Source organism: Nonomuraea antri (assembly GCF_013283785.1).
In the GTDB taxonomy this organism is placed as follows: domain Bacteria; phylum Actinomycetota; class Actinomycetes; order Streptosporangiales; family Streptosporangiaceae; genus Nonomuraea; species Nonomuraea antri.
The window spans coordinates 66,982-89,776 of record NZ_JABCPZ010000006.1 but is presented as its reverse complement, the minus strand read 5'-3'; the positions used below and the strand labels follow the sequence as shown (position 1 = coordinate 89,776).

The 22,795-nt window shown below is 66.7% G+C and carries 25 protein-coding genes; 18 read left to right on the top strand and 7 right to left on the bottom strand.

Features of this window, described 5'->3' with window-relative positions; translation table 11 throughout:
• Positions 1–37: 37 nt before the first annotated feature.
• The 12 genes from HII36_RS59125 (at position 38) to HII36_RS03535 (ending at position 8,778) form a co-directional block, all read left to right on the top strand.
• The gene (locus HII36_RS59125; RefSeq protein WP_407940734.1) at positions 38–322 is read left to right on the top strand and encodes an Lsr2 family DNA-binding protein; all 285 of its coding nucleotides are present in this window, start codon (positions 38–40) and stop codon (positions 320–322) included.
• A 250-nt stretch (positions 323–572) separates the two neighbouring features.
• Positions 573–989, top strand: coding sequence for a type II toxin-antitoxin system VapC family toxin (locus tag HII36_RS03580; protein ID WP_217369120.1), 417 nt, complete (start codon positions 573–575; stop codon positions 987–989).
• Positions 986–1,300 (top strand): calcium-binding protein, encoded by a 315-nt coding sequence (locus tag HII36_RS03575; RefSeq protein ID WP_328807573.1) that lies wholly within the window; start codon positions 986–988, stop codon positions 1,298–1,300. Before HII36_RS03580 ends, HII36_RS03575 begins: the two co-directional genes overlap by 4 nt.
• A gap of 4 nt (positions 1,301–1,304) precedes the next feature.
• Positions 1,305–2,471 carry a DEAD/DEAH box helicase gene (locus HII36_RS03570; protein WP_173521564.1) on the top strand — a complete coding sequence of 389 codons (1,167 nt, stop codon included), beginning with the start codon at positions 1,305–1,307 and terminating at the stop codon, positions 2,469–2,471.
• Between the two features lie 1,271 nt (positions 2,472–3,742).
• The gene (locus tag HII36_RS03565; protein WP_173521563.1) at positions 3,743–4,651 is read left to right on the top strand and encodes a UbiA family prenyltransferase; all 909 of its coding nucleotides are present in this window, start codon (positions 3,743–3,745) and stop codon (positions 4,649–4,651) included.
• A 146-nt stretch (positions 4,652–4,797) separates the two neighbouring features.
• Complete coding sequence (locus HII36_RS03560; protein WP_173521562.1) at positions 4,798–5,385, top strand: dihydrofolate reductase family protein; 588 nt, start codon at positions 4,798–4,800, stop codon at positions 5,383–5,385.
• 268 nt (positions 5,386–5,653) lie between these two features.
• Positions 5,654–5,806 carry a DUF1427 family protein gene (locus tag HII36_RS03555; RefSeq protein ID WP_173521561.1) on the top strand — a complete coding sequence of 51 codons (153 nt, stop codon included), beginning with the start codon at positions 5,654–5,656 and terminating at the stop codon, positions 5,804–5,806.
• A complete protein-coding gene (locus tag HII36_RS59120) occupies positions 5,803–6,033 on the top strand; it encodes a DUF1427 family protein (protein WP_173521560.1) in 231 nt (76 codons plus the stop codon). Before HII36_RS03555 ends, HII36_RS59120 begins: the two co-directional genes overlap by 4 nt.
• 6 nt (positions 6,034–6,039) lie before the next feature.
• On the top strand, positions 6,040–6,294 hold the full coding sequence (locus HII36_RS55510) for a hypothetical protein (RefSeq protein ID WP_217369119.1): 255 nt from the start codon (positions 6,040–6,042) through the stop codon (positions 6,292–6,294).
• A complete protein-coding gene (locus HII36_RS03545) occupies positions 6,228–6,842 on the top strand; it encodes a DAPG hydrolase family protein (RefSeq protein ID WP_217369130.1) in 615 nt (204 codons plus the stop codon). The genes HII36_RS55510 and HII36_RS03545 overlap by 67 nt, the downstream gene beginning before the upstream one ends.
• Positions 6,843–7,269: 427 nt before the next feature.
• On the top strand, positions 7,270–7,986 hold the full coding sequence (locus tag HII36_RS57740; RefSeq protein ID WP_217369118.1) for a collagen-like protein: 717 nt from the start codon (positions 7,270–7,272) through the stop codon (positions 7,984–7,986).
• A 69-nt stretch (positions 7,987–8,055) separates the two neighbouring features.
• Entirely contained in the window at positions 8,056–8,778 is a 723-nt protein-coding gene (locus tag HII36_RS03535; protein ID WP_173521590.1) for an IS5 family transposase, read from the top strand.
• Between the two features lie 138 nt (positions 8,779–8,916).
• Here the strand turns inward: HII36_RS03535 and HII36_RS03530 are convergent, their stop codons facing one another.
• Complete coding sequence (locus HII36_RS03530) at positions 8,917–10,029, bottom strand: SagB/ThcOx family dehydrogenase (RefSeq protein WP_173521559.1); 1,113 nt, start codon at positions 10,027–10,029, stop codon at positions 8,917–8,919.
• On the bottom strand, positions 10,026–11,297 hold the full coding sequence (locus HII36_RS03525) for a YcaO-like family protein (RefSeq protein WP_173521558.1): 1,272 nt from the start codon (positions 11,295–11,297) through the stop codon (positions 10,026–10,028). Before HII36_RS03525 ends, HII36_RS03530 begins: the two co-directional genes overlap by 4 nt.
• A gap of 328 nt (positions 11,298–11,625) precedes the next feature.
• Here HII36_RS03525 and HII36_RS03520 point away from each other — a divergent pair, with 328 nt between their 5' ends.
• Complete coding sequence (locus HII36_RS03520; protein WP_173521557.1) at positions 11,626–12,351, top strand: class I SAM-dependent methyltransferase; 726 nt, start codon at positions 11,626–11,628, stop codon at positions 12,349–12,351.
• Positions 12,352–12,483: 132 nt separating this feature from the next.
• Here the strand turns inward: HII36_RS03520 and HII36_RS58530 are convergent, their stop codons facing one another.
• Together HII36_RS58530 and HII36_RS03510 are read right to left on the bottom strand one after the other, a co-directional pair.
• Entirely contained in the window at positions 12,484–13,179 is a 696-nt protein-coding gene (locus tag HII36_RS58530) for a GAF and ANTAR domain-containing protein (RefSeq protein ID WP_217369117.1), read from the bottom strand.
• 70 nt (positions 13,180–13,249) lie between these two features.
• The gene (locus tag HII36_RS03510) at positions 13,250–14,008 is read right to left on the bottom strand and encodes a GAF and ANTAR domain-containing protein (protein ID WP_173521556.1); all 759 of its coding nucleotides are present in this window, start codon (positions 14,006–14,008) and stop codon (positions 13,250–13,252) included.
• Between the two features lie 468 nt (positions 14,009–14,476).
• Here HII36_RS03510 and HII36_RS03505 point away from each other — a divergent pair, with 468 nt between their 5' ends.
• From HII36_RS03505 to HII36_RS57735, 4 genes are all read left to right on the top strand, one after another.
• Complete coding sequence (locus HII36_RS03505) at positions 14,477–14,740, top strand: hypothetical protein (RefSeq protein WP_173521555.1); 264 nt, start codon at positions 14,477–14,479, stop codon at positions 14,738–14,740.
• A 309-nt stretch (positions 14,741–15,049) separates the two neighbouring features.
• Positions 15,050–16,336, top strand: a complete 1,287-nt coding sequence (locus tag HII36_RS03500; protein WP_328807572.1) for a PP2C family protein-serine/threonine phosphatase — start codon at positions 15,050–15,052, stop codon at positions 16,334–16,336.
• 333 nt (positions 16,337–16,669) lie between these two features.
• Positions 16,670–17,032, top strand: coding sequence for a hypothetical protein (locus HII36_RS03495; RefSeq protein WP_173521553.1), 363 nt, complete (start codon positions 16,670–16,672; stop codon positions 17,030–17,032).
• 1,720 nt (positions 17,033–18,752) lie between these two features.
• Positions 18,753–18,884 (top strand): hypothetical protein, encoded by a 132-nt coding sequence (locus tag HII36_RS57735; RefSeq protein WP_268959437.1) that lies wholly within the window; start codon positions 18,753–18,755, stop codon positions 18,882–18,884.
• Positions 18,885–19,096: 212 nt separating this feature from the next.
• On the opposite strand, the gene HII36_RS03490 is transcribed toward HII36_RS57735, so the two are convergent.
• From HII36_RS03490 to HII36_RS03480, 3 genes are all read right to left on the bottom strand, one after another.
• The gene (locus HII36_RS03490; protein ID WP_173521552.1) at positions 19,097–19,756 is read right to left on the bottom strand and encodes a hypothetical protein; all 660 of its coding nucleotides are present in this window, start codon (positions 19,754–19,756) and stop codon (positions 19,097–19,099) included.
• A 125-nt stretch (positions 19,757–19,881) separates the two neighbouring features.
• Positions 19,882–20,535, bottom strand: a complete 654-nt coding sequence (locus HII36_RS03485) for a hypothetical protein (RefSeq protein ID WP_173521551.1) — start codon at positions 20,533–20,535, stop codon at positions 19,882–19,884.
• Between the two features lie 803 nt (positions 20,536–21,338).
• Entirely contained in the window at positions 21,339–21,935 is a 597-nt protein-coding gene (locus HII36_RS03480; protein WP_173521550.1) for a hypothetical protein, read from the bottom strand.
• A 96-nt stretch (positions 21,936–22,031) separates the two neighbouring features.
• Here HII36_RS03480 and HII36_RS03475 point away from each other — a divergent pair, with 96 nt between their 5' ends.
• On the top strand, positions 22,032–22,625 hold the full coding sequence (locus HII36_RS03475) for a TetR/AcrR family transcriptional regulator (protein ID WP_173521549.1): 594 nt from the start codon (positions 22,032–22,034) through the stop codon (positions 22,623–22,625).
• Positions 22,626–22,795: the final 170 nt, after the last annotated feature.

The following is a 22,795-nucleotide window of genomic DNA, read 5'->3' as shown; positions in this document are numbered from 1 at the left end:
TGACTACCTTGACGCACAAGTCCCACAGTTGGAACGTATGTACGGCAAGCGGCGCCGCACCCTCACCCGCCTCGGCTTCACCACCGCAACATCCGGCTCAGATGAGCACCCACCGGCCACCGACATTCCCCCGCTCCCTTCCCCGCCGAAGACGTCAGCAGAGGTGGCGCAGCCAAGCGACCAGCAGCCGACCTCATCGCAAGTGCGCGCATGGGCTCGTGAACAAGGATTGCCGGTCGCCGACCGCGGCAGACTCCGCCCCGAGATCTGGAAAGCCTGGCATGCCGCCGCCGGCACCACGCCAGGGGGAATCCCTGACTAACCGCAGAACGACGCGGGTCATCCGGCTGGCCGAGGAAACCCAGCACGCCGCTCAAGTGCTCGAACGCCGCCTGGATGCGCTGGAACGCCGCTCCGAAGCCGCCGGCAGGGCCGAACGCATTCTGAGCGTTGCCGCCGGCATGCGGACCCACCTCGGTCGAGATCGACTGTCCGTGGAAGATCTGTACGACCCGGACACCGGTCTTCCCGCCTGATCATCGACTCCAGCGCCATCGTTGCCGTCATCAACGGTGCGCCAGAGGCCATTCCATTCGCTCACACCATCGCCGCAGACGTGTCGCATCTCGGCCGTCACCTACGTCGAAGCGGTCATCGTGGCGGACAACCGTGGTGAGGCCATGCGCAACGCCTTCGACACGCTCGTTGATGAGATGGGCCTCATCATCGAGCCGGTAACACCCCTTCAAGCCAGGATCGCACGCCGGGCGTACCAGATCTATGGCAAGGGCAACAACTCCAAGGCCAAACTCAACATGGGCGACTGCTTCGCCTACGCTCTCGCCAAAGACCTCGACCAGCCCCTGCCTTCAAAGGCGACGACTTCCCGCACACCGACATCACCCCCGCACAGCCCTGACGGTCCAGCATTCCCTCTACCCAAGCGTGATCGCCAGGGTTCCTCGCGGGAGTATCGTGTGCTTCTGTGACTCGCCGCCCCCCTGACGATCATCTAGATGAACTGATCGAGCAGGCGATCGTGGACGCCTACAACGATGACGAGCAGCTCTCCGGCTTCCATGTGATGATCGGCGACAACCTGGCGATGCCGTTCGAGACGACCGTGCTCGGCCTGCGGGTCACCGTCACCGCGATCGACTTCCTGGTCGGGAGTGGCATCGTGGCGATCTGCCGCCATAGCGGGCACGAGCAGGCGATCGGCATCCTCGACCTGCCGCTCCCCGTCCCGCCACCGGACGGAGCCGAATGGATCAACGCGTTTCGCCGCTGGGCCGGGTGAGGGCATGAGCGAATACCAGTACTACGAGTTCCTGGCCCTGGACCGGCCGCTCACCGACCAGCAGCAGGCCGAGGTGCGGGCCCTGTCCACCCGGGCGCACATCACCGCCACCAGCTTCACCAACGAGTACCACTGGGGTGACTTCCGCGGGGACCCGTCCCGCTTGGTGGAGCGTTACTACGACGCCCACCTGCATCTGGCCAACTGGGGGACGCACCGGATCATGCTGCGCCTGCCCAAGACCGTGCTCGACCTCAAGCAGGCCGAACGCTACTGCGTGGGCGAGCAGGTCAGTGCCTGGACCAGCGGCGGACACCTCGTCCTCGACTTCACCAGCGAGGCGGAGGAGGAGTCCTGGGAGGACGACGTCGAGCGGTCGCTGTCGGCGATCGTGGGCATCCGTGCCGAACTGGCCGCCGGTGACCTCCGGCCGCTTTATCTGGCCTGGCTGTCGGCGTACGGGGCGTGGGAGCGGGACGAGGATGCCTTCGACTACGAGGAGGAGGATGTGCTGGAGCCGCCCGTTCCGCCCGGGCTGGGTTCGCTCAGCGCGCCGCAACGGGCTCTGGCCGACTTCTTGCGCCTGGACGACGACCTCTTCGCAGCCGCCGCCGAAGCCAGCCCGCCGGCGCAACCCGTACAACACGATCAACAGGCCCTTGCCGCCTGGATCGGCGCGCTGCCCGCCAAGCGTAAGGACGCGCTGCTGCTGCGGGTGATCGAGGAAGACGGCGTGAAGGTTCGGCGGGAGATGCTGCGCGAGTTCGGCGGCGTAAGCACCGGCCAGGAGGTGGAGACGGGGCGGACGGTCGCCGAACTGCTGGACGCCGCCGCCACCCGCCGCCACGTACGCGAGCAGCAGGAGGCGGCCCGGCACGCCGACGAACAGGCGCGCCGGGAACAGGAGCGACGGCAGGCCAGGGAACTGCGCCTGAACCGGCTCGCTCAGGATCTCGACGCCGCGTGGGACGTGGTGGAGGCCTCCATCGGCACCAAGAAGCCCCGAGAATACGACCTGGCCGTCGAAGTCCTGCGCGACCTGAGCGCCTTGGCCATCCGCGACGAGCACACCGGCGCCTTCACCCAGCGCCTCGCCCACCTCCGGGAACGCCACCAGGGCAAGCCCAGCCTCATCAAGCGACTCAACGACGCTGGCCTAACAGCCGAGTAACCGGGGATTCCATCCCTGGTGACCAGCGGTCCGCACCACCGAGATTCACGTAGCCGCACCGCCCGGCCAGCAGAGAAGTGCGTATGGTCAAGGGATGCCAACGGTTACACGGTTGCTCGTTGGATGCTCATCGGCGCCTGATACGGCATAACACTGGGTGGCATTCTTGGACGTTTGAGGGGTGGGCAACGCATGCCATCGTGGCGCAAGAGGACACGATTCGATATTGGGCGGCATTGAGAACTGCGACTTTAATCCATAGGTTCCGGGTTCGAGCCCCGGGCACCCTACCATCCTATACCCCGCCGGACCTGGGCTTTCTCGATTCTCGGCGACCCTTTGAGAGGCGGAGACGGCCGAGTTCATGCTCGTCAGATGCTCTTCGGCACGCGTCCGGCATATCGCCGGGCTGACACCACGGCAAATTGCGCTGTTTTGCGCTGCCCGCTGTCGGCCGCCTCGGCCGGACCGTAAAGCCAGAGCCCAACGACAGCCAACGGAATAGCCCGACGGAGGGGTCACCCGACGGGACACCCCCCGCTTGCCCGTAGACCCGTCCAAGCAATGGTCACGGTCTTCGTCGACGACGGCCTTGCCGAAGGCCGTGCGCGAGGACGTCGCGGCCATGGGTGCGCCGACTCGACGACGGCAGCTACACCTCGTGAAGATCTTCTGCGACCCCGCGAAGTCCACCGCTGACCTCGCCGACCCTCATCACCAACGGACAGCTCATCGTGCCCGGCCCTCGCGCCCGTACCCTGCCGGCCGCCCAGGTTCCGGCATGACCTCGGCGAGCCCGGACCGCCACATGGTGGAACTGGCGGCCTCCGCGGATCTGATCGCGCCAATGGCGATCCGGGTCGCGGCCACCCTGCGACTGGCGAGATGATCAGCTGCGCGCTGGAGACCTATCTGCCGCCTCGCCGTCGCCGGTAGTTCCCGGAATCAGCCGAAGTCAGCCCTGTCCCTCGCGCATCAAGCGTGAGGGACAGGGCGGGGTGGACGAAACGCGCGAGGCGCGGCCGGCTGCGAATCGAGAGTGAGCGCGTCCCTCTCCGTGACGTTGTCGCTGTCAGGGCTGGAGACCAGGTCCGCCGCCTCGATGGGATTCAGATACACCGCACGAAATCGCTCGAAGACTTCGAACGTCTGGCCGTTGGGACGGTGGGGAGGTTCTCGCCACTCGGATCGAATAACTCTTCACGATCGTCCAGATGCATATAGTGATAATTGGTTCTGGCATCGGACGCCAGCCTGCGAAGGGACAAGGCATGACCGCGACGGACACCGTCCGCCCGGCCCGGCGCTCGCCGGCAGAGCGGGTCCGGTTCGAGATCAAGCTGACACGCCTGCTCATGGCCGACAACGCCCTGGCCGCCACGATCCCGGGCCTGACCTTCGTCGCCGCCGCCTGCGCCTACCACGACATCACCGGCTGGTCGCTCGCCCGGCATCTGGCGGTCGGCTGCGCGCTGTTCTTCTTGTACCAATACGTGTTCGACACCAGTAACCAGGCCACCGGCGCAGATGAAGATCAGGCCAACAAGCCCTACCGGCCCATCCCGTCAGGCATGACCACCCCGGCCGGGCTGATGCGCCGATTCTGGTTGGGCATGGCCGCCTACACCCTGCTGGGCTGGCTGAGCGGCACCTTGATCTGGGTCTCGCTGTGGCAGGCGGCGGTGCTCGGCCAGAATCTGCTGTCCAAGCCCCGCCACTACCTGTACGTCAAACCGCTGTCGATGCTGGCCGGCACCCTCGCGCTGCTCGCCACCGCCTGGCAGAGCACCGGTCCGATCGACGCCACCGGCTGGACCTGGATCTGGGTGCTGACCTTGACCTTCAACGTGCCGCTGCGCTACGAGGACGTCCGAGACGTCGAAGGCGACCGCCGCATCGGCCGCACGACCCTGCCCCTGCTGATCGGGCACTGGCCGGTACGGCTCGGATTCGCCGTCTCGATGACCGTCTTGCCCGTCCTCATCCATACGATGCTATTCGCGTCCACCGGCGCCCCGGCACCGGCCGTCGCCGTCGCCACCGCCATCCTCGCCGCAGTGTGCTGGACGTGTGCCGTGCGCAGCCTGCTGCGGCGCACCACTGCCGCCGACAAGGCCACCTACCAGCTGTATTGCGTAACCTTCAACCTCTCTCTGGCCTGCGCTGTGGTGCTGCTGTGAGCGGGAGATCAGACTCGCCGGCCTTAAATTAGCCCGTTGTCCCGACCTCCGGGCAGGGAAAGATGGGGTGTGCTGATCATTTTGACAGGCCCATGTGAGACGGGCCGGGAGCCACCGGGCCGAGCGATAGCCACAGGAGAACCCTTATGGGCAAGATCTTCAGCCACATGACGATGTCGTTGGACGGATACATCGCGCAACCGGATGACCAGGTCGGCGAGCTGTTCGACTGGTACGAGGCCGGAGACGTGAGCGTGCCGAACCCCAACGAGGACATCTCGGTCAAAGTCGATGATGCGGGTGCGCGGGCATGGCGGGACCTGACCGAGAACACCGGCGCGCTCATCGCCGGTCGCCGCCTGTTCGACATCGCCGATGGCTGGAACGACAAGCACCCGGCCGGCGCGCCCGTGGTCGTGGTCACGCACCGCCCACCGGAGGATGCCGCCGAGAAGTGGCCGACGACGACGTTCGTCGACGGAGTCGAGGCGGCGATCAATCGGGCCAAGCAGATCGCCGGTGACCGGAACGTCACGATCGCCAGCGCGAACGTGACGCAGCAGGCACTCGCGCTCGGCCTGGTGGACGAGGTGTGCGTCAGCCTCGTACCGGTGCTGTTCGGCGAGGGTATCCCGTACTTCTCCAAGATCGAGGGCGGGCACCTCCTGCTCGACGACCCGGTCGTCATCCAGGGCCGGCGTGCCTTGCACTTGCGGTATCCGGTCCGTCGCTAGCCTCTGTTCAGGGTCGATCGGAGGCGCGAACTCACCGATGAGGCCGCGCCCATCGCGGTCCGGCCGACCAAGGGCCGCCGAGAAGATCCTCGCCGGGCCCGCTAGCGCGATTTCGTTCGCATGCCGGTCAACCCCCGAAGCTCGCTCCGGACGCATCCTCTTGGCCCAGATCTGAGCTGGTCATGGCTTAGCGCGGGACCGCGGCCGGAAAGGACATGCGCATAGACGGGGCTTCGGAAATGAGGCGTCTGACGTGCGGAGGTGAGCGATGCTGCCCTACCTCCAGTCGCTGGGGGCCGGGGTGATCGTGGGGGGCGTGTACGGACTGATCAAAGTCCCTTCGCCGGCTCCGCCGACGGTGGCCTTGGTGGGGCTGGCCGGGATGCTGATCGGCTACGGACTGCCCGGGTTGTTCGGATGACCCGCACAGTCGCGGCCTACTTCATCTCCCTCGGCGCCGGGATCATCGCTGGGCTCGTGTACTGGCTCATGGGCGTGGCGACCCCGGCTCCACCTTGGCAGGCGCTGTGCGGACTGCTCGGAATTCTCTTCGGCGAAGCCTGCGTCAGGCGACTCCGCGAACGGCTACAGCGCCGCCGTGGCCAGGGCACGCCCGCGCCACCGGATCGAACCGCAGGAAAGGACTGAAACGGCATGATGCCCGTCACCTACTACCCGATTCCCACCCAGGACCTGTTCCGGTCCAACGCCGAGCGGATCAAGGGCAAGCCCTACGCCAAGTACTTCAACGGGGACCTGTGGCTGCACGACGAGGTGCTGCCGCAGCTGAAGAAGCCGATGGACGAAGCCGACATTCTGCCTAAGTCCACCTCAACACGCTTCTGGACCCCGGGTACCACCGGGTCGAGACGGGCTTCGGCGCCACCAAGGACAACGACGCGTACGTGACCAGCCTGGTCCGCTACCCCGGCTGCAGGGTCGAGATGTTCACCTGGTGGTTCTGGTGGCATTCGGTCGAACCCGAGCGGTACTCCTTGTGGTATCCCTTCAACCACGACCACGCCAACCCCCGCAACCGGGATGTACTCACCCAGCCCGGACTCACCGACGCCGAACGCTACATCGGCAACACCCACGACATCGTCGAGTACGTCGGCCCGACCCGCGCCGAACTGGTCATCGAGTTCCACGACGCCGGCGACCTCGGGATCGACAGCAGCCGCATCGAAGAGCCCGAGTACTCCCAAGCCTGCGGCATCATCAACGACAAGAGCTGGATGATCCATCTCCCCCGCGCCACCGAGGACGGGTTCGAACTGCGCAGCCGCTACTACTTCGACAAATCAATAGCCACCGCGAGCTCGCCAGGCAACAGCGCACACGACGCGGCCCTGGCCTTCGCCTACGAGATGATCATCCACGACCAGACCGAGTTCACCCACCTGTCGACCTTCCTCGCCGACATCTACCACGAATTCGGCCCGAATTCCGCCTGATGTCGCCGAGTGCCGCGCCCACGGGGGCCGCGACGATCAGCGGTCCCGGGAGCCAGCCCGAGACGGGACCGGTGGAGAGCCCCGCAGCCGTCAGCGATGAGGCTCGGGGCCGCGGGGAGAAGGGCACGATCCCCCAAGTCGAACGCCGCTCAGCGTAGTCAATTCTTACGCTAAGCGATCATGCCTGGTTGAGGGGTGGCAGTGGCAGCGAGGTGACATGCAGCTGCCGCGCGATCTCGCCGCCTGGACGTCTCGTACGGAGGTATGCCGGAGTCCTACACCGTCCTGGCGGAGGCTTCTCCTGGTCGCCGCTTCGCCGTGTTCGCTCATGTACGCGATAAGGGCCTTCGATGCCAGTCAGCCACAACTGGATCACCATCGCGGGCTGAACATGATGTCTCCGATAGCGCATCAAGGAAGAGGAGACATGAACGGCAACAAGCGGATGCTGCTGGCCCGAGCTGTAGTGGGGTTGGTCGTGGGTAGTTCAGGGCTGGCGCTGGCGTCGGCGGCGACCGACACCGAAGTGATCGAGGCGTGCGTCAACGCGGACGGCGGCATACGGGTTCTGACCAGGACGACCACCAGCCCGACGGCGAATCGGATCAACACCGCATTTGCCCCCGCACCGACCCCCACGCCCACCTCCACGCTCCCGGACAGGATCCCGACCGAGTGCCAGCCCGGTGAGACGCTGGTTTGGTGGAACCAGCAGGGGCCGAAAGGTGATGCCGGCCCCAGCGGTCCCGCTGGGGCCCCCGGACCTGCAGGACTTGCTGGACCTGCGGGCTCGCCAGGTCCGAAGGGAGACACAGGACCAGCGGGGCCGGAAGGCCCGAAGGGAGACACAGGACCGGCCGGACCGGCGGGGCCGGAGGGTGAACCGGGAATCAGCGAAGTCGAGAAGGTCACCGGCCGCATGGAGTTGGCGGCGAAACAGCGCCGGCACATCGAGGTGAACTGCCCGGCCGGCAAGGCCGCGCTCGCCGGCTCTTACCAGGTATTCGCCGGCCCGTGGTGGGACTACAACCTACAAATCGCCGCACAAGGAGTGGTCGACGGTCACTACCTCCTGGCCGCGCAGAACCCAGGAGACCGGCCGCTCGTGGTGGACATCCAGGTCACTTGCGCGAAGATCTCCTAAGAGGGCATCTGATCTTCTTACGTAATGATCTGTCCGTATCGGAGCGGCGGGCAGATCGTTGATCTTCGCATGGCTTCCCGGCGTCCGTACCGTAGCGACTTGTCCGACGCCCGATGGGCGTTGATCGAACCGACCCTGACGGCCTGGCGGGCGGCCCGGCGAGGTCCGGGTACAGTAGCGCGCATCGCCGAATGGGAGGCCGACGGAACGACCCAACGTCTGCATGACCTGCTGCGCGAGCAGGTCCGGGAGAGCAGGGGGCGTGCTGTCGTACCCACTGCGGCGATCATCGATGCGCAGAGTGTGAAGACCTCGGGCAACGTCGGGGAGCTCAGCCAGGGCATCGATGCCGGCAAGAAGATCAAGGGCCGGAAGCGGCACATCGCCACGGACACCCTGGGCCTGCTGCTGGCGGTACTGGTGACGGCGGCATCCGTGCAGGACTCAGCCGGAGGTCAGAAGCTCTTGGACGCCATCGCCACCGAGCACCCCACCGTTGCGGCCACCTGGGTCGATGGCGGCTGCAACAACACGGTGATCCGGCATGGCGTCAAGCGTGGGATCGCCGTCCAGGTGGTCAAGCGTGGTGCCGGCAGCGGGTTTCAGGTCCTGCCGCGCCGGTGGGTGGTCGAGCGAACGCTGGGCCGGCTCATGCAGCATCGGCGGCTGGTGCGCGACTACGAGACCCTCCCGCAGCGGTCCCGCTCCATGATCTATTGGGCGATGGCTAACATAATGAGCCGGACATTGACTGGGGAATCAACCCAAACCTGGCGCATCACATATGCCTAGAACGGACATCCAGCTCAAGATCTAGATCAGATGCCCTCTAAGACCGGACGATGCCTGCTTCGCCCGCTGAAGTCCGCCTCATCCTGTGCAAGCCCTGGTTGTGCTCACTGGCCCGTACACACGCCCGCTCGGTGTCGGTCATGTGGTACCCGGCTCCTGATGCTCGCTTTCGGCCGGCGTGAGCACGGCCGCGTCGGCCGGGAGGCCAGCACCGAGGAGGTGAAGTGGGGTCTGGGTGATGTTGTCGAGGCCGAGGCGAGTGGCCAGCGTGCTGTCGCGGAAGGCCGCGAGCTGGAAGGACGCCAGACCCAGAGCTGTGGCGGTCAGGGTGAAGGTCTGGCCGAGGTGCCCGGCGTCCAGCAGACAGACTCGGTAGGAGCGCGGACCAGGGTGATGGGTGAGCTGGCGGGCGACGACGGCGGACAGGACGACCAGGAAGGCGGCCTCACCGGTCCAGGCCTGATCGTCGCAAGCCTCGATGATCTGCGCGCCGGTGCAGCCCTCTGTGAGGAGCTCGAGGCTATGCTCGGCCACGTTGTAGTGGTACCAGCCGGGAGGGACGGCGGCGACGTCGCGAATGGCCAGGTACGCCTCCAGCTCCTGACGGGCCCCAGCACACGGGCTGGTGCGGCGGAACAGGGCGCCTTGCGGGGTGCTGCCGAGGTGTTCGGTGGGGGCGAAGACCGCCGTGAGCAGGCGGCTCAAAGTGGCCAGCGGCACAGGGGCGGCGGCGAAGGCATAGTGGGTACGCCGCTGGTAGAGCACGTCGCCGAAGGGGGCGGTCAGGTCGGTCGGCTGGTCGGGCAGCCGCAGCCGCCGGGCGTACGGGTAGGTGGTGAACGGCCCGGACGCGGGCGGGATGAGGCCGGTGGGCGGCACGCCGTCCTGGGAGGTGTAGTGCAGGAACGGAGCCTGCGGGGCCCAGCCGTCCCAGTGGGCGGCCAACTCGGCGTCGCGCGCGGCCTCAGGGGTGCCTTCGGCCAGGAGCAGGCCGCGGGCATGGAGGTGCCCGACCGCATCGGTGAGAGGGCTGAGGTCGGGCAGCGCCTCGGCGGCGGTGGTCCAGTCGTCGAAGGCGGCCAGGACTGCGGCGGAGGGCGGCGGCAGCGGGGTCGGACGGCCGTACGGGTAGGGGTGCGCGATCAGGGCGTGGCCGGCGTCCCAGTAACAGACCAGGCAGCGGGCGCGGCGCAGGCGAGGTGAGTGGGCAGCGATGCGCGACGGCGCGTCCGGCCGATCGATGCTGGTCATCCTCGTAGTGCGACCGGGCGGGCGGCGGCGGCGCGGGCGCGCGGTCCGGGGAGCGTCAGCACCTCGCTGAGGATGAGCATGAACCGCTCGAGCCCCGGCACGAACGTGTGGACGGCGGTGATGCCGCTGGGCGTCACCGCGGCGATGCGGTGATACGGGTGGTATCCGGCCGCCGACAGCAGAGACACCAGACGGCGGAGCTGGGCGTCGGGGTGTCCTGGAGGCTCGGGGCCGGCGGAGAAGGCGACGCTGTGCGCGTGTGCCAGGTGATCGATCAGATCGAATCGGGCGCAGGCGTGGAGCTGCGGGTAGCGTTCCAGGGGTGTGAGGTCGGCGGGGGCGGGGACGTGGATGCTTTCACCGATCGTGAGCTGCACCACCTCGGCCAGCGCCCGCCAGGCGGCGTGATGCGCCGACAGTGAGGTGCCCGCGCCCAGGCGCTGCTTGCCTTGGCCGGCGTTGGTGCGGTAGGCCACGAAGGTGGGCACGCCCAGGTCGGTGGTGGCGTCCAGCAGGTGCACGTGCCCGCCGGTGACTTCCTGGGCGGTCCGGTGGGCGGCGGCCAGGTCGGCGGGCAGAGTGGCGGGGTCGATCACTTGCAGGTGGAAGGGATGGGGGCTGACGAACGCCCGCGCCAGCAGCAGGGAGATCGCGTCGCGTTCGATGCTCTCGTTCAGCGCGTGGACCAGCGCCTCGGAGGCGGTCAAGCCGATCGCCGATCCGCTGTTGCAGCCGTAGCGGACCAGCTGACGGTAGTCGGTCCGGTCGCCGGCCAGTTCCCGGCAATCGGGCGCGTCCAGGTACCAGCTGGTCGTGAGGATCACGGGTACGGGCAGCGGTGCGGTATCGGCCGGGCCGCCCGGCAGCGGTGTGTACATGTGACAGGCCACCTCGGGAGTGACGGCCAGCAGTGGCGCGCATGCGTCGGCGGCCAGTGGTCCCTCCGCCAGAGCGGCTCCGGGGTGCAGTTGTACCTCTGCGGCGTCGAATCGCTCCGGACCGGTCAGATAGTGCTCCAGCGCCTCGAAGATGGCACCGGTACGGGCGGTCTCGGTTGAGCCCTTACCGCATCCGCGGGCCCTGGCCGGCATGTGCCCGTCGGCGTCACGCAGGTGGCAGCTCCACATGCTCAGCTCGTGATGCGCGCCCACCTCCCGCAGATCCGGCCGCAGCCTCAGCTCCCGCAGCTCCTGCCGGCACCGCTGTTCGGCAAGGCGCGCCGGCATGATGCGCTCGCCCCAGCCGTCGGCGTGCAGATGCTTGCTCACGTCCCGTCTCCTCCTGGCAGAGATGAAGAGGTCTGGGCAGGCGAGGTGTGTCAGGCACGCCTCGCCTGCTCAGACGTGTCGATCACGAACCGCTGCTGCGGGGACGGATCGGACTACCGGCGTTCGGCGATGCCCGCCTCGGCCAGCAGCTGCTGCTCTTGCTCGGTCAGCTGCTGCTGGGGCTTGTCGAGCGTGTCGCTGTGGTCCCAAGCCGCTGGATAACCCATGGCGTTCTCCTTTCTTTCTCATGGGGTGATAGCCTCCAAGGTAAGTTACTCTGAGTAGTTTGGCAACTACTGTGTGTAACAGCTTGCAGAGAGGACTGTCAATGAACGAGGCGCAGCGACGGCAACACGATGGGCGCCGATGGGAGAAATACTGGGCCCGAGTGGTTGACGGCCAGTTGTCCGTCCCACCCTGGGAGTGGGATCACACGGAAGCCATGGCCCCGTACCTGCCCACTCTCCTCCAGCACTTCCCCCAAGACCTGCCGCTGATCGACATGGGCTGCGGCACCGGCGCTCTCACCTCTCACCTCGCCGCCCACTTCCCCCGCGTCGTCGGGCTGGACGTCTCGACCGGCGCCATCGCCGAAGCCCGGCGGCGGCAACTGCCAGGCAATGTCGAGTTCCACCCACTGGACCTCACGGATGTAGCGGCGGCCCGGCACCTCCGAGGACGACTGGGGGAGGCCAACGTCCACATGCGGGGAGTGCTGCACGTGCTGTCTCCGTCGAGCACCTCCGCCGCCTTGCACGCCCTGTCCGTTCTGACCGGCCGACGGGGGCTCGTCTTCGATATCGAGCCTCGCCTCGGCGCCGATGCCGGGACGATCGAGCCCGACGCGCTCCCCGAACGCGTCCGCGAACTCGGCCGCACGGACCTTCCCACCCAGCGGATCGCCGATCTGGCCGGACTCTATGAAGGTGGCGGCTGGCGAGTGCTGCGTTCTGGGCGGGAACAGAGCCCGACCGACATGCGCATGCCGGACGGCACCCCCTATCACTACCTCTTCCATTTCACCCTGGCCTCGCCTCCACCGGAGGGCTCCTGAGAAGGCGACCAAAAGGCCAGGCGGGACGGCTCGCGTGGACCCTCCGTACAGCCCCGTCTCGGGCCGGCAGGCCGCCCTTGGCCCTCATGCTCCGTGACGCGGGGTTCAGCCCGCCTTCCTGAATGGATCGTTTCAACGTGTTGCGTTGTCCAGGTGGAGGTGGTGGTGGATGACGTCGTGAGCCACGTCCAGGATGGGGCGGTCGTTGGTGTAGGCGTAGGCGCGCAGGCGGGCCAGGGCTTCGTCGACGGGAACGTCGAGCCGGTAGCTGAGGGCGCCGGCCGCCTGGTGGATCAGGGCGCGGTGCAGCGGGAGGGGGTTGTCGCTGCCGATGTCGCGGACGCCGTCGGGGGTGAGGAGGATGAGGGTGGCGGCTTCGGCGAGGGCGAGCGCATCGGTCATCTGGGCGCGGGTGAGGGGGCCAGGACTGCTGCGGCGGCCGGTGAGCGCGCCGAGCCGGATGACGCCGAGGTGCAGGGGCAGGGCGAAGATCGCACGGACGGGATGGTCGCGGACGGCGGGCAGGAAGACGGGCCAGCGCTCGTCCGGGGTGGTGTGCAGGTCGGGCAGGACCACGCTCTGGCCGGTGCGGGCGGCGTCGAGGCTGGGGCCTTCACCCAACGTGTATTGCAGGTCCTCCACGGTGGTGCCGGTGGCATCGGCGGGGTCGGACCAGACCAGTTCGAGGCCGGAGTGGTTGCTCAGGGAGATGGTCAGGCCGTCCAGGGCCAGTGCCGCCGCGCACTTGGCCGGCGCCAGGGCCGCCAGCCCTTCGGTGCTTCGGGAGGCCGCGGCCAACAGCGCGGCAAGATCTGCGGGTTCGGACACTACGGGCCTCCCTAACTCGGATGGGGTGGAGCGTCGTGGCGCCGGCCGCGCGGCCGCGGAGGCGCGGGGATCAGTCCTCGAGGCGAGGATCGGTGGGGGTGGCGAACAGGTCGGCGGCTGCGCCGCCCTGAATGACCTGCTCGCTCAGGAGGGTCAGTGGCTGCTGATGGGCGCGGGCGTGGGCGCGGATCCGGGTGAAGGCGTCGTGGGGCGAGATGTTCAGGCGGGCGGCGAGGTAGCCCTTGGCCTGTTCGATCACGATTCGGCTGTTGAGCGCCGTCTGCAACTGCCCGACCTGTTCGGCCTGGTCGTGTGCGAGGCGCTCATGCAAGATGCCGATGGTCGCGGCGTCGGCGAGGGCTTGTGCCAAGCGCACGTCGGCGGGATCCAGACCATCGGGGCGGGTGTGGAAGAGGTTCAACGATCCGATGACCTCCTCACGCAGGCGCAGTGGAACCGCGGCCACGGTGACGAAACCGGCATCGCGGGCCGCCGCGGTGAAACGCGGCCAGCGGTAGCGAGCCGCGTTCTCGGTCAGATCCACCGGGCCCAGGATCTGGCGTTCGCGGCAGCAGTCCTGGCACGGGCCCTCGTCGTACTCCAGTTGCACCTCCTCCAGCTGGTGCACGCTGCCGGTGGAGGCGGTGACGTCCACCAGCCGCCCGTGGACGTCGACCATGACCACGCCGGCCGCGTCCACGTCCAGCAGATCGACCACGTGATCGGTCAGCACGTGCAGGAAGTCGATCAGATGGAAGCCGCCGGTCAGGGTGTCGGCCAGGTCCAGGAACGCCCGTGCCAGCCGCTCGTCTCGCTCCGGTTGCGTCATTACGATCACCTCGTCGCATCCGATCAGGACGCGCCCTCGCCGGCCGGCAGAGCGTCGTGAAACGCGCCGTGGTGGCCATCATCCGCCTCCTGGTGGCGAGAGGAAAGGCTCATGGCGGCCCATCGGCTTGGACCATGATGAGCGGCCGGCCGCCGCCCCTGGTCTGCCGGAGGCGCCTGGCCACAGTTCAGAGCGGGACCCCATGCCCTTTGTGGCAGCTTGTCCGAACTGCTGGTGAGCAATGCCTCTCTGATGATCCGGCCTGGTTGACCGGTGAGAGCATGGGCACCAGGAACGTGGTCCACGGGGCTGCCCCGGACCTCGGTGGTCCTCCATCCTCCGCCAGTGACGATCTCGGGTGCTGTTGCTCGGCGAGAACGTCCTTTACGACATAAGATGTCATGTCAACCCATGTCGGCCATAGCCGACTGGCATGTCATGACATGCCTGGTCGGATAGCATGAACCCATGAGCGACGACGAACGAACGAAGATCATCGAGCGCTTCCGCCAGGCACGCGCCGACAGGCAGGCAGTAGAGGACCGTTACCGCGCCGACCTGGAACAGCACCGCCAAACCCTCGCACCGCTCATCACGACGGCACGCGCGGCGCGTCTGACGACGCGGGAATGGGCCGACGCCTATGGCATCACCGAACGGCATGCGCAGCGCCTCGCGGACGAGTTGGGGCTACCCAAGCTCAGGCCAGGCGGAGCACCCTCCCAGGACTAACGCCCTTGGCGCGCGGAGAAAGAGAGGGCTTCGATGGATGCCAGGCGCATGCTCGCCGTTCTCGCCCGTCCCTCGCCTCTCGTCGATGCGCCGTCTGCCGATCGCGGCGCCACCAGCAGATACGGCCGGCCGATGAACGGCGGCTCGATCTGCGCCGGGAGAAGGACGCCGCGGCCGAGCCGCGTGGTCGCGCCGGCACCGCTTCCGCCTGAGAGAACCGCATCGCGGTCTCGGGCGCGATGGAGTGGTCGTCGCTGAGATCAGAACACCTGCCATACCCACATCGCGGTCGATCGGCTTTCCATTGCCGTGGCACGCCTCATCATCAAGATCCTTCCATCACTGGTGATGCCCTTGATGCCGGAGGGAAAGAGATCACAGATCGAGGAGGCTGCCATGGCACAGGACCGGTTCGGGCTCGAGGAGATCCTGAGGGCGGCGGAGGACGCCGCGCCGGGAGAGTCCATCGACGTGGTCGCCGCCAACCTGCGGGAACGGTTCGACGCGACCGCGGTGTCCTTCCTGTTCCTCGACCTCGTCAGCCAGCAGGTGGTACGGATGGCCGACCACAGCGCCAGTCTGCAGGACCGGAACGCCGAGCAGATTCCCCTGGCCGGCAGCGTCTACGAACAGGTGTTGCGTACCCAGCAGCTGACCCAGGCCCCGAACGACGGACAAGGGCAGCGGGTGATCGCCCCCGTTACCAACCGGGGCGATGCCATCGGCCTGCTGGAGCTGACCCTGCCCAAGGTCAATGAGGAGATGCTGGAACGAGTGGCCCAGGCCGCGCATGCGCTGGCGTACATCGTCGTGACCGACCGCCGCTTCACCGATCTCTACCACTGGGCCCAGCGCACCACGCCGGTGAGCCTGGCCGCCGAGATCCAGCATCAGCTCCTGCCGTCATCCTCTTGCTGCGAGGCCGCCCAGTTCGTCCTGGCCGCGGCCCTGGTACCGGCCGACAGCATTGGCGGTGACACCTACGACTACACCCTCGACCACGACACCCTGCACCTGTCCGTCACCGATGCGATGGGCCACGACCTCGACTCCGCCCTGCTGGCCACCTTGCTGGTCAATGCCTCCCGCGGCGCCCGCCGCACCGGCTGCGACCTGACCGAACAGGCACAGCGAACCCATCAGGCCCTTGTGGAGCACAGCAAGGGCGCCCTGGCCACCGGCCAGCTGCTGCGCATCTCCCTGCACGGCAACCGCGCGCAACTGGTCAACGCCGGCCACCCGTGGCCGCTGCGGCTGCGCGACGGCCAGGTGGAGGAACTGACCCTGCACGTCGATCCGCCTTTCGGCTTCCCGTTCTCCGTCGACTACCGGGTGCAGGAATTCGATCTGCGCCCCGGCGACCGCCTCGTGCTCTACACGGACGGCATGCGCGAACGCCAGGCTGCGAAGCTCGATTTGCCTGCCATCATCCGCGACACCATCGTCCAGCATCCCCGGGAGGTCGTGCGAACGTTGACCGCGACGGTCACCGACGCCGGCCAAGGCCAGCTCCAGGACGACGCCACAGTGTTGTGCCTGGACTGGCATGGTCCTTCCCGCGAGGGGCGCCATACGCATGCCGGGGCTGACGTATGAGCAGACCGCGACCCCTTTACTTGCCTGCAGGTCCAGGCGAACCCCAGATGACCCTCAACGCCGTCGCATACGCGGCAACCTGTTCCACCCGACACGAAATGAAGCGATGTCGTACGCAACACCTATGGCACAGGTACGATCGGCGGCCTTCACCCTGGAAACGGCCACCATCTCATCCTGGACGAGCAGCCGCCTTCAGCCTCATCGGACCCCCGACCCCATTCGAGGGGCGCCCTATCCGGCCAGAAGTCGGTCAGCCGCAATGAGCATTCCTGAGTACAGCGGCCGTGCCGCAGCCACCTGCCGCCACTGTCACGTTGATGCAGGCCATGGTTGACAGCACGACCGGGACGTCAAAGACCCGGGCGGACTTGGCCAGGCGGACGAGACGTTGATCATCCCGACGCGGTCGGTGCTACCTTCATCGATGCCCATCACGACCGCTTCGGCATCCAGCCGATCTGCCAGGTCCTGCAGGTGGCGCCGTCGACCTTCCATGCCGGCGAGAACCGGCCACCATCAGCCCGGCAACGGCGCGATGAGCAACTGAAGGCCGAGATCTCGCGGCTGTGGCACGACAACTTCGAGGTGTATGGCTCACGCAAGATGTGGAGGCGCTCAACCGGCAGGGTGTGCGGGTGGCGCTGCATGGTCGCCCGGCTGATGCGCGTGCGCGGCGGAGTCTTCATTACGTGATGCCGACCGCGGGTCGTCATTCGATCTCCCTCAAGGAGCGCGTCGTCCGCCCTGCGGCACGCCGACAGAGCATGGCCCGCCAGCTTATGGAAACGCTGCAAGCCATGGCTGCACCCGGCTGGAGTGGCAGACCGACCATGGCAGCACTGTCGCCGACCGGATCCACGAAGCGCTCGGCGCACAACGGCGCAAGGGGAAGATCTTCCATTGAGAATCGATCATTTCCGACAACCGTTTACGTCATCGAGCGATCCAGCGCCCGCCCGCCGAGCCACCGCAGCGATCGCTGTCGCGCTGGATGGCGGCGGGGCGCCCCTCTCACCCGAGCCTTACAAACCCGAGATATCCGGTTCTCGGAATCCTTCAATCCTCGTAAGGGTCCTTGGAGTCTCGACTTGGTCCGCGAAGCTCTAGAGCCGAATCTCCGAGCCAAATTATGCGCATATTTGTGTCGATTCGTGAAGCATGAAGACCGGCAACGCGGATGGGAGAGTCCCTGAGGAGTTCTACAAAAGTCACCGAGCTTGGTCCTGCCCGCCATGAGAGTCGGGGACGAAGGGATATTGGATCAACGTCCAGCTCTGCACCATTATCCCAATGTCTCCAACGGAGACTTATGCGAGCCATAATGGCGGATAGGAGCGATGCGTGGTGAGGAAGAGACCAGTCACGCAGGGCAGCCCCTTCGACTTCGGTCAGTCGGGACGCCGTCCAGGTGACATCGTCGGATGCCGGCCTGTGAGAACGACTCACCTCGCTCAGCAGATGTTCTTCCATGAATCTCGCTGTCTGACGATTCTGCTCCGCCAGGTCGATGATGCCGCCCGTAGGGATGTGGGTAAGTCGAATGCTGCGTGCGCTCGTTTCCGTGAATCGGAGTCCAGGGATCTGGAAGAAGGTATGCGGCTATCCGTGCCGCAACGGTCCAACCGATCGCCATGCGAGTTGGCTGAGGGGACGCCCAACTGAAATAAAAGAAGACCTCTCTGAAGGACCTGCCGATTCGCGAATCCCATCGAATCGATCTATTGGGGCTCAAAAGGGCCCATAGGAGTAGTGCCTGAAACTCTTGCTGGCCGGGGCCCGAAGTGTCGATGATCCGACGACCGTTGACTCTCGCGGCTCGCTCCAAGCTAACTGGGCCGCGAAGAAGGCGAGCGCATTCCGCGTAATTACTCTTGTCTCTCACGTACGGCATTTACAGTCTCCATATGGAAGTTCGCATCCCGGACTGCGATTCTTCCGTGACTGAAGCCGAACTGATTCGACACCGTTTCGCGTGGAGGCCGGGCATCACACCCTGTGGATGACTCTGGGACTCGTTCCGGGCGAGTCCACTCATCGCAAGCGCGCCTCCGTGCGCTACGGTGCAGCATAGCCGACACCCTGGATGGCAGGATGCGACTCCATGCACGACACGGTAATGCTGCGACCAAGGATCGAGGGGAATCCCCGCAGCAAGGATGTACGAGCTGTTCTTGGGGGCCCATCTCTCGGGATTCGCTCGTTCTAAGCGCATCACAGGTCCGCTGGGGACCGCATAGCCCCCTTCCCGAAGAATGGCCAAGGGATGTCTTTAATCCGCAGGCTCCGGGTGCGAGCCTCGGGCGCCCCTACCACCCCGATCTGCGGTTCACCCACTCCTTGATCAAATAATCAAGAGTTGGGTCACGTCTGGGACAAACAGACACCACGCGACCTTTCCGGCGGAGCACTGCGCATGCGCCTGCTCGGTCTGCTCGATGACGGCCAGGATGTGCTGACGCTGCCCGTTCACGATGAGGGTCTCGATGAAATCACCGGCCGGCAGAGCGGCGGCTGGCGAGCACAGGAAGTCGACCCCCCGTGGTGATGCCCGCTGGGGTGCCGAGTCGAAGCCTTCCTGCTCCGCCGGCAGTAAAGGCACTTCTGCCGTCCGGTGCCCCCGGCAAGGCCACGGTCTGGCCGGAGGCGTTGTCGGCAGGCGCGGAGTCCAAGGACCTGACGAACGGTCGCGGATACCGTTGCCGCCCGCTCAACCCGTCCAACCTCTGGCCGCTTGAGACTGCGCGCAGGAGTTCGGTCCTATTCGCCGTACTCCTGCGGACAGTCGGGCCCGCGTTTCGGGCTGCACACCGCGATCGTGTTCGTCCACCGGTCGAGGTAGGCGCGTCCCTTGTAGGTGTACGCGACCTCCACCTGCGTGCGCGCGGACCGTCCGGTGGACTGGATCACCCGCAGACCGATGAGAACCTGATGGCCCTTCTTGCGCGGCCGTCCCTGCTCGGCGGGCAGGACGTATCCTTCGGCCTGCGCGAGCGGGCCGAGTTCGGTCAGGCTCGGCGGGAAGCCGTTCACGGCCTGGCGCATGGCGTACCTGCGACCGTACCCCGCGACGCGGGCGCCGACCTGCTGCAACCCGTCCCCCTGCAGGACGGCGGTGACGCGGGTGAGCGTGATCGGGGCGTCGCCGAAGTTGTAGAGCAGCACCCAGCCGTCGGTGAAGACGGCGCCGCGGTCGAAGCGGAGTGCGTAACCGGTGGGGTGCACGGATTTGAGCGGCCCTGACCCGACCCGTCTGGAAGCGTCCACCCGGCCGTCGTCATGAGACGCCGAGGCGGTCGCCGCGCCGATGCCGGGCTCGGTGGAGCAGGCCGGAAGCGCGAAGTACAGCAGCAGGCACGCGAGCAGGCCGCCGGGCCGCGCAGTGGAGCGCGGCCCGGGCCGGCGAACGATCATCTGCACTTAGTACTTCTCCATGACATAGGACGCATCCACAGGAACGTCTTCCAGCCCGCAGATCTCGGCCGGTTTGACGGGAGTTACGGTGAGCTTCCAGCTCGCTCCGTTCGTCGTCCTGGAGTCGAGTTTCACCCTACCGAAGTCGACACCGCCGTACCGGGTCCAGGTGCTCTCCCGGGCGACCCACACCGTGATGATATGGGAACGACATAATCAGGGTCATGACAAACGCCCTGGTTGCCGCCGCGTGGAATGATGTCGTTGCCCCCGGTGAAGCGGTAGAGTCGCCACTCGAACTTCCTGGAAAGCCGCTGCTTCAGAGTGATGTAGTCCTCACACCATAGGTCCCAGGTACGGAATTCGAACTGGGCTTGGAAGTGCACTGGCCGGTAATGGCCGATTTTGAAATCAATTCCTGTGGAGTTATTCTGGACATAGGTGAATCCGGCCTTGGCAAGACCACCGCCCGCACCGATGTTGGCTGCAGCCTCCACTTGGGTGGAGTTGGTGATTCCCCAGGCGTAGGCGGCCTCGGTTTTAGGACCTGTCGCGTGCGCGCGTACCGTGACCATCTCCCGCTTGATCGGAAGGTCGGACATGGCGAAGAAATAGGCCTCGTTGCTGTTGCAGTATTGAGCCGGATTCAGGATCCGCAAGGGCGAGGAGCCGGAAAGGCCGGCGGGGTGGCCTACGAGGCGGAGGGACGTCTCGTCCTCTCTCGGCCCGGTAGCCAGCTCGGCTCTCGGGCCAGAGCCGTCGATCTCGCGCAGCTTCGCGGTCACCGGTCTCCGCGACGGGGTAGCCTCGGCGAGGCGTCGGAGGACGTGGTACCGGCGAACATCATGGCCACGGCTATGACACCGCTCAATGCCACGTGTAATACCTTTCGTGCGGGCACACGACTAGACTCCCGGCTGCATCGAAGGTGCGCCACGGACGGGCGACCTCGCCAGGAATCCCGTCCATGGCTTTGCATAGTCACGTTGAATCGGTCAACACCTTCGTTGATTCTCGGAATCGACACAAGGTCTTGACGACTCTCACGACGTGAGGTACGGGGCCGGTGTCGTTTCACGCCTGATGCATGACGTTTATGCAAGTGCAGCGTGCTACCACTCCAATGGCGATCTTAAATGCGGCTTTCGGGAAATTCATATTTCTTTTCAGTGCACTGCCCGGACCGCAGGGGAGGCAATCCAGTCGAGCAGGCGCGCCACCGCCGCATCTGTCAAGATCACTCGGCGAGTGAAGACGAAGGAGTCTCAGCACATGACGAGTGCGGTGCAGCCTGGTTCGCCTTTAGCCCCGTTTGCTGACTAAGAGTTGCGCAATGCTCAGGATCTGGCTCAAAGGAGTCATTGCTGTGGGAGAACTCATCGTCATCGCTCATCGGCGGACGAGGACGACAGCGCTCGCATTTCCCCTTGCGGCGACCCGCGATCCGGCTCATCAGGTCGTTTGAAGGTGAGCATCCAGCCTCAGGGGCTCCCCCATGTCTTCAGAGACTCCGAGTGATCACGTGGTGGTCGTCGTCATGCCGCCTCCTCGAAGGAGTTGCCGGAATAAGCCCGCACTCATCGGGTGATCAGCAACTCGCCCGATGGAAGGCGTTGTAGAGGGCGTTTCCGGGGACGCAGGCCGGCGTCCCCGGGGCGCTTTGGTCGATCGGGTGGGTGAACCACCAGGTCATGCCTAAGGCGAGGAGCACGGCGGCGAGGGTGACGGCCGCGGTCGCCGGACGGTTCTGGCGCCAGGCCGGTCCCGACAGCGCGACGGCGGCCGCGATCAGGGCCACCCCGGCGACGGCTCCGGCGGAGATCTCCAGCAGGCTGCCGACGTCAGACGGCGGCTCACCGACGGTGAGGGTGTTGGACAGGATCTCCCCGGCCAGGTAGACCCACTCGGCAGTGATCAGCAGGACGACGGCGACGGTGCGCAGCCGGGTCGCGGGCACCTGCGGCCACAGCGCGATCAGGGCCGCCATGGCCCCGAGCGTGACCAGCAGGGTTGAGCCGGCGAGCATCGGATCCAGCCAGTCGGTGATCGGCATGCGCCCGTCTCGGGCCCTGACCGCGGTGAAGCCGAGCCAGGCCGCGGCGAAGACCAGGCCCAGGATCAGCGAGTACCCGAGCACACGCGGCGGCGGCTGCGCGGGACGGCCCGCGATGGGGGCAGCGCTCACAAGTCCTCCAGCGGTAGTGAGGTGCGCACGCACCTCATTTTTCGCTTGGTACTGTGGTGCGCGCTCACCTCACTTGTCAATCCGGGGAGATCACCGATGGCTCCACCCGCACGCCGGCGCATCCTCGACGCCGCCGCCCGGCTGCTGCGCGAACGCGGCCTGGCCAGGCTCACCACGCGCGAGATCGCTCAGGCCGCGGACGCCGCCGAAGGCAGCATCACCAAGAACTTCGGCGGCAAGATCGGCCTGCTGATCGCGCTGCTGTCGCAGGAACTGCCGGAGCTGCGGGCCTGGCAGCAGGCCGCCACCCCGCCCGGGCAACGGCCGATGCGCACCGTGCTCGTCGATCTGCTGGAGCGCGGGATCGCCTTCTACACGGCGTCGCTGCCGCTGGTGGCCGGGGCCGCCGCCGACCAGGAGCTGTTCGCCGCCTACCAGGAGACCAACCGCCAGCACGGCACCGGCCCCCACCTGGCTCTCGACCAGATGGCCCGCTATCTGGCCGAGTGCCAGAAGGCCGGCGAGCTCCCGCGCGGCGCCGAGCCGTACACGCTCGCCCTCATCCTGTGCGGCACCGCACACTTCGAGGCGTACACCGGATACGTCTCAGGCCCCGGCGCCCTGCCGGGCGAGCGCACCGACCGGCTGGCCGCCACAGCCGATCTGATCCTCGGCCGGTCGAAAGCCTGACCAGCCATGATGGCCGCGGCCTTGGTGCGGCATCACCTGGCTGATCCACGTCACCCCGGACGGCGGGCGTGGACAGCGCGTTGCCCGTCGTCAGCCGGACCTTCCGCTGACGGAGGAAGGTCAGTGCCCGCTTCGGGCCTCAGCCCGTCGGCACCGGCCGGGCCGGGCGT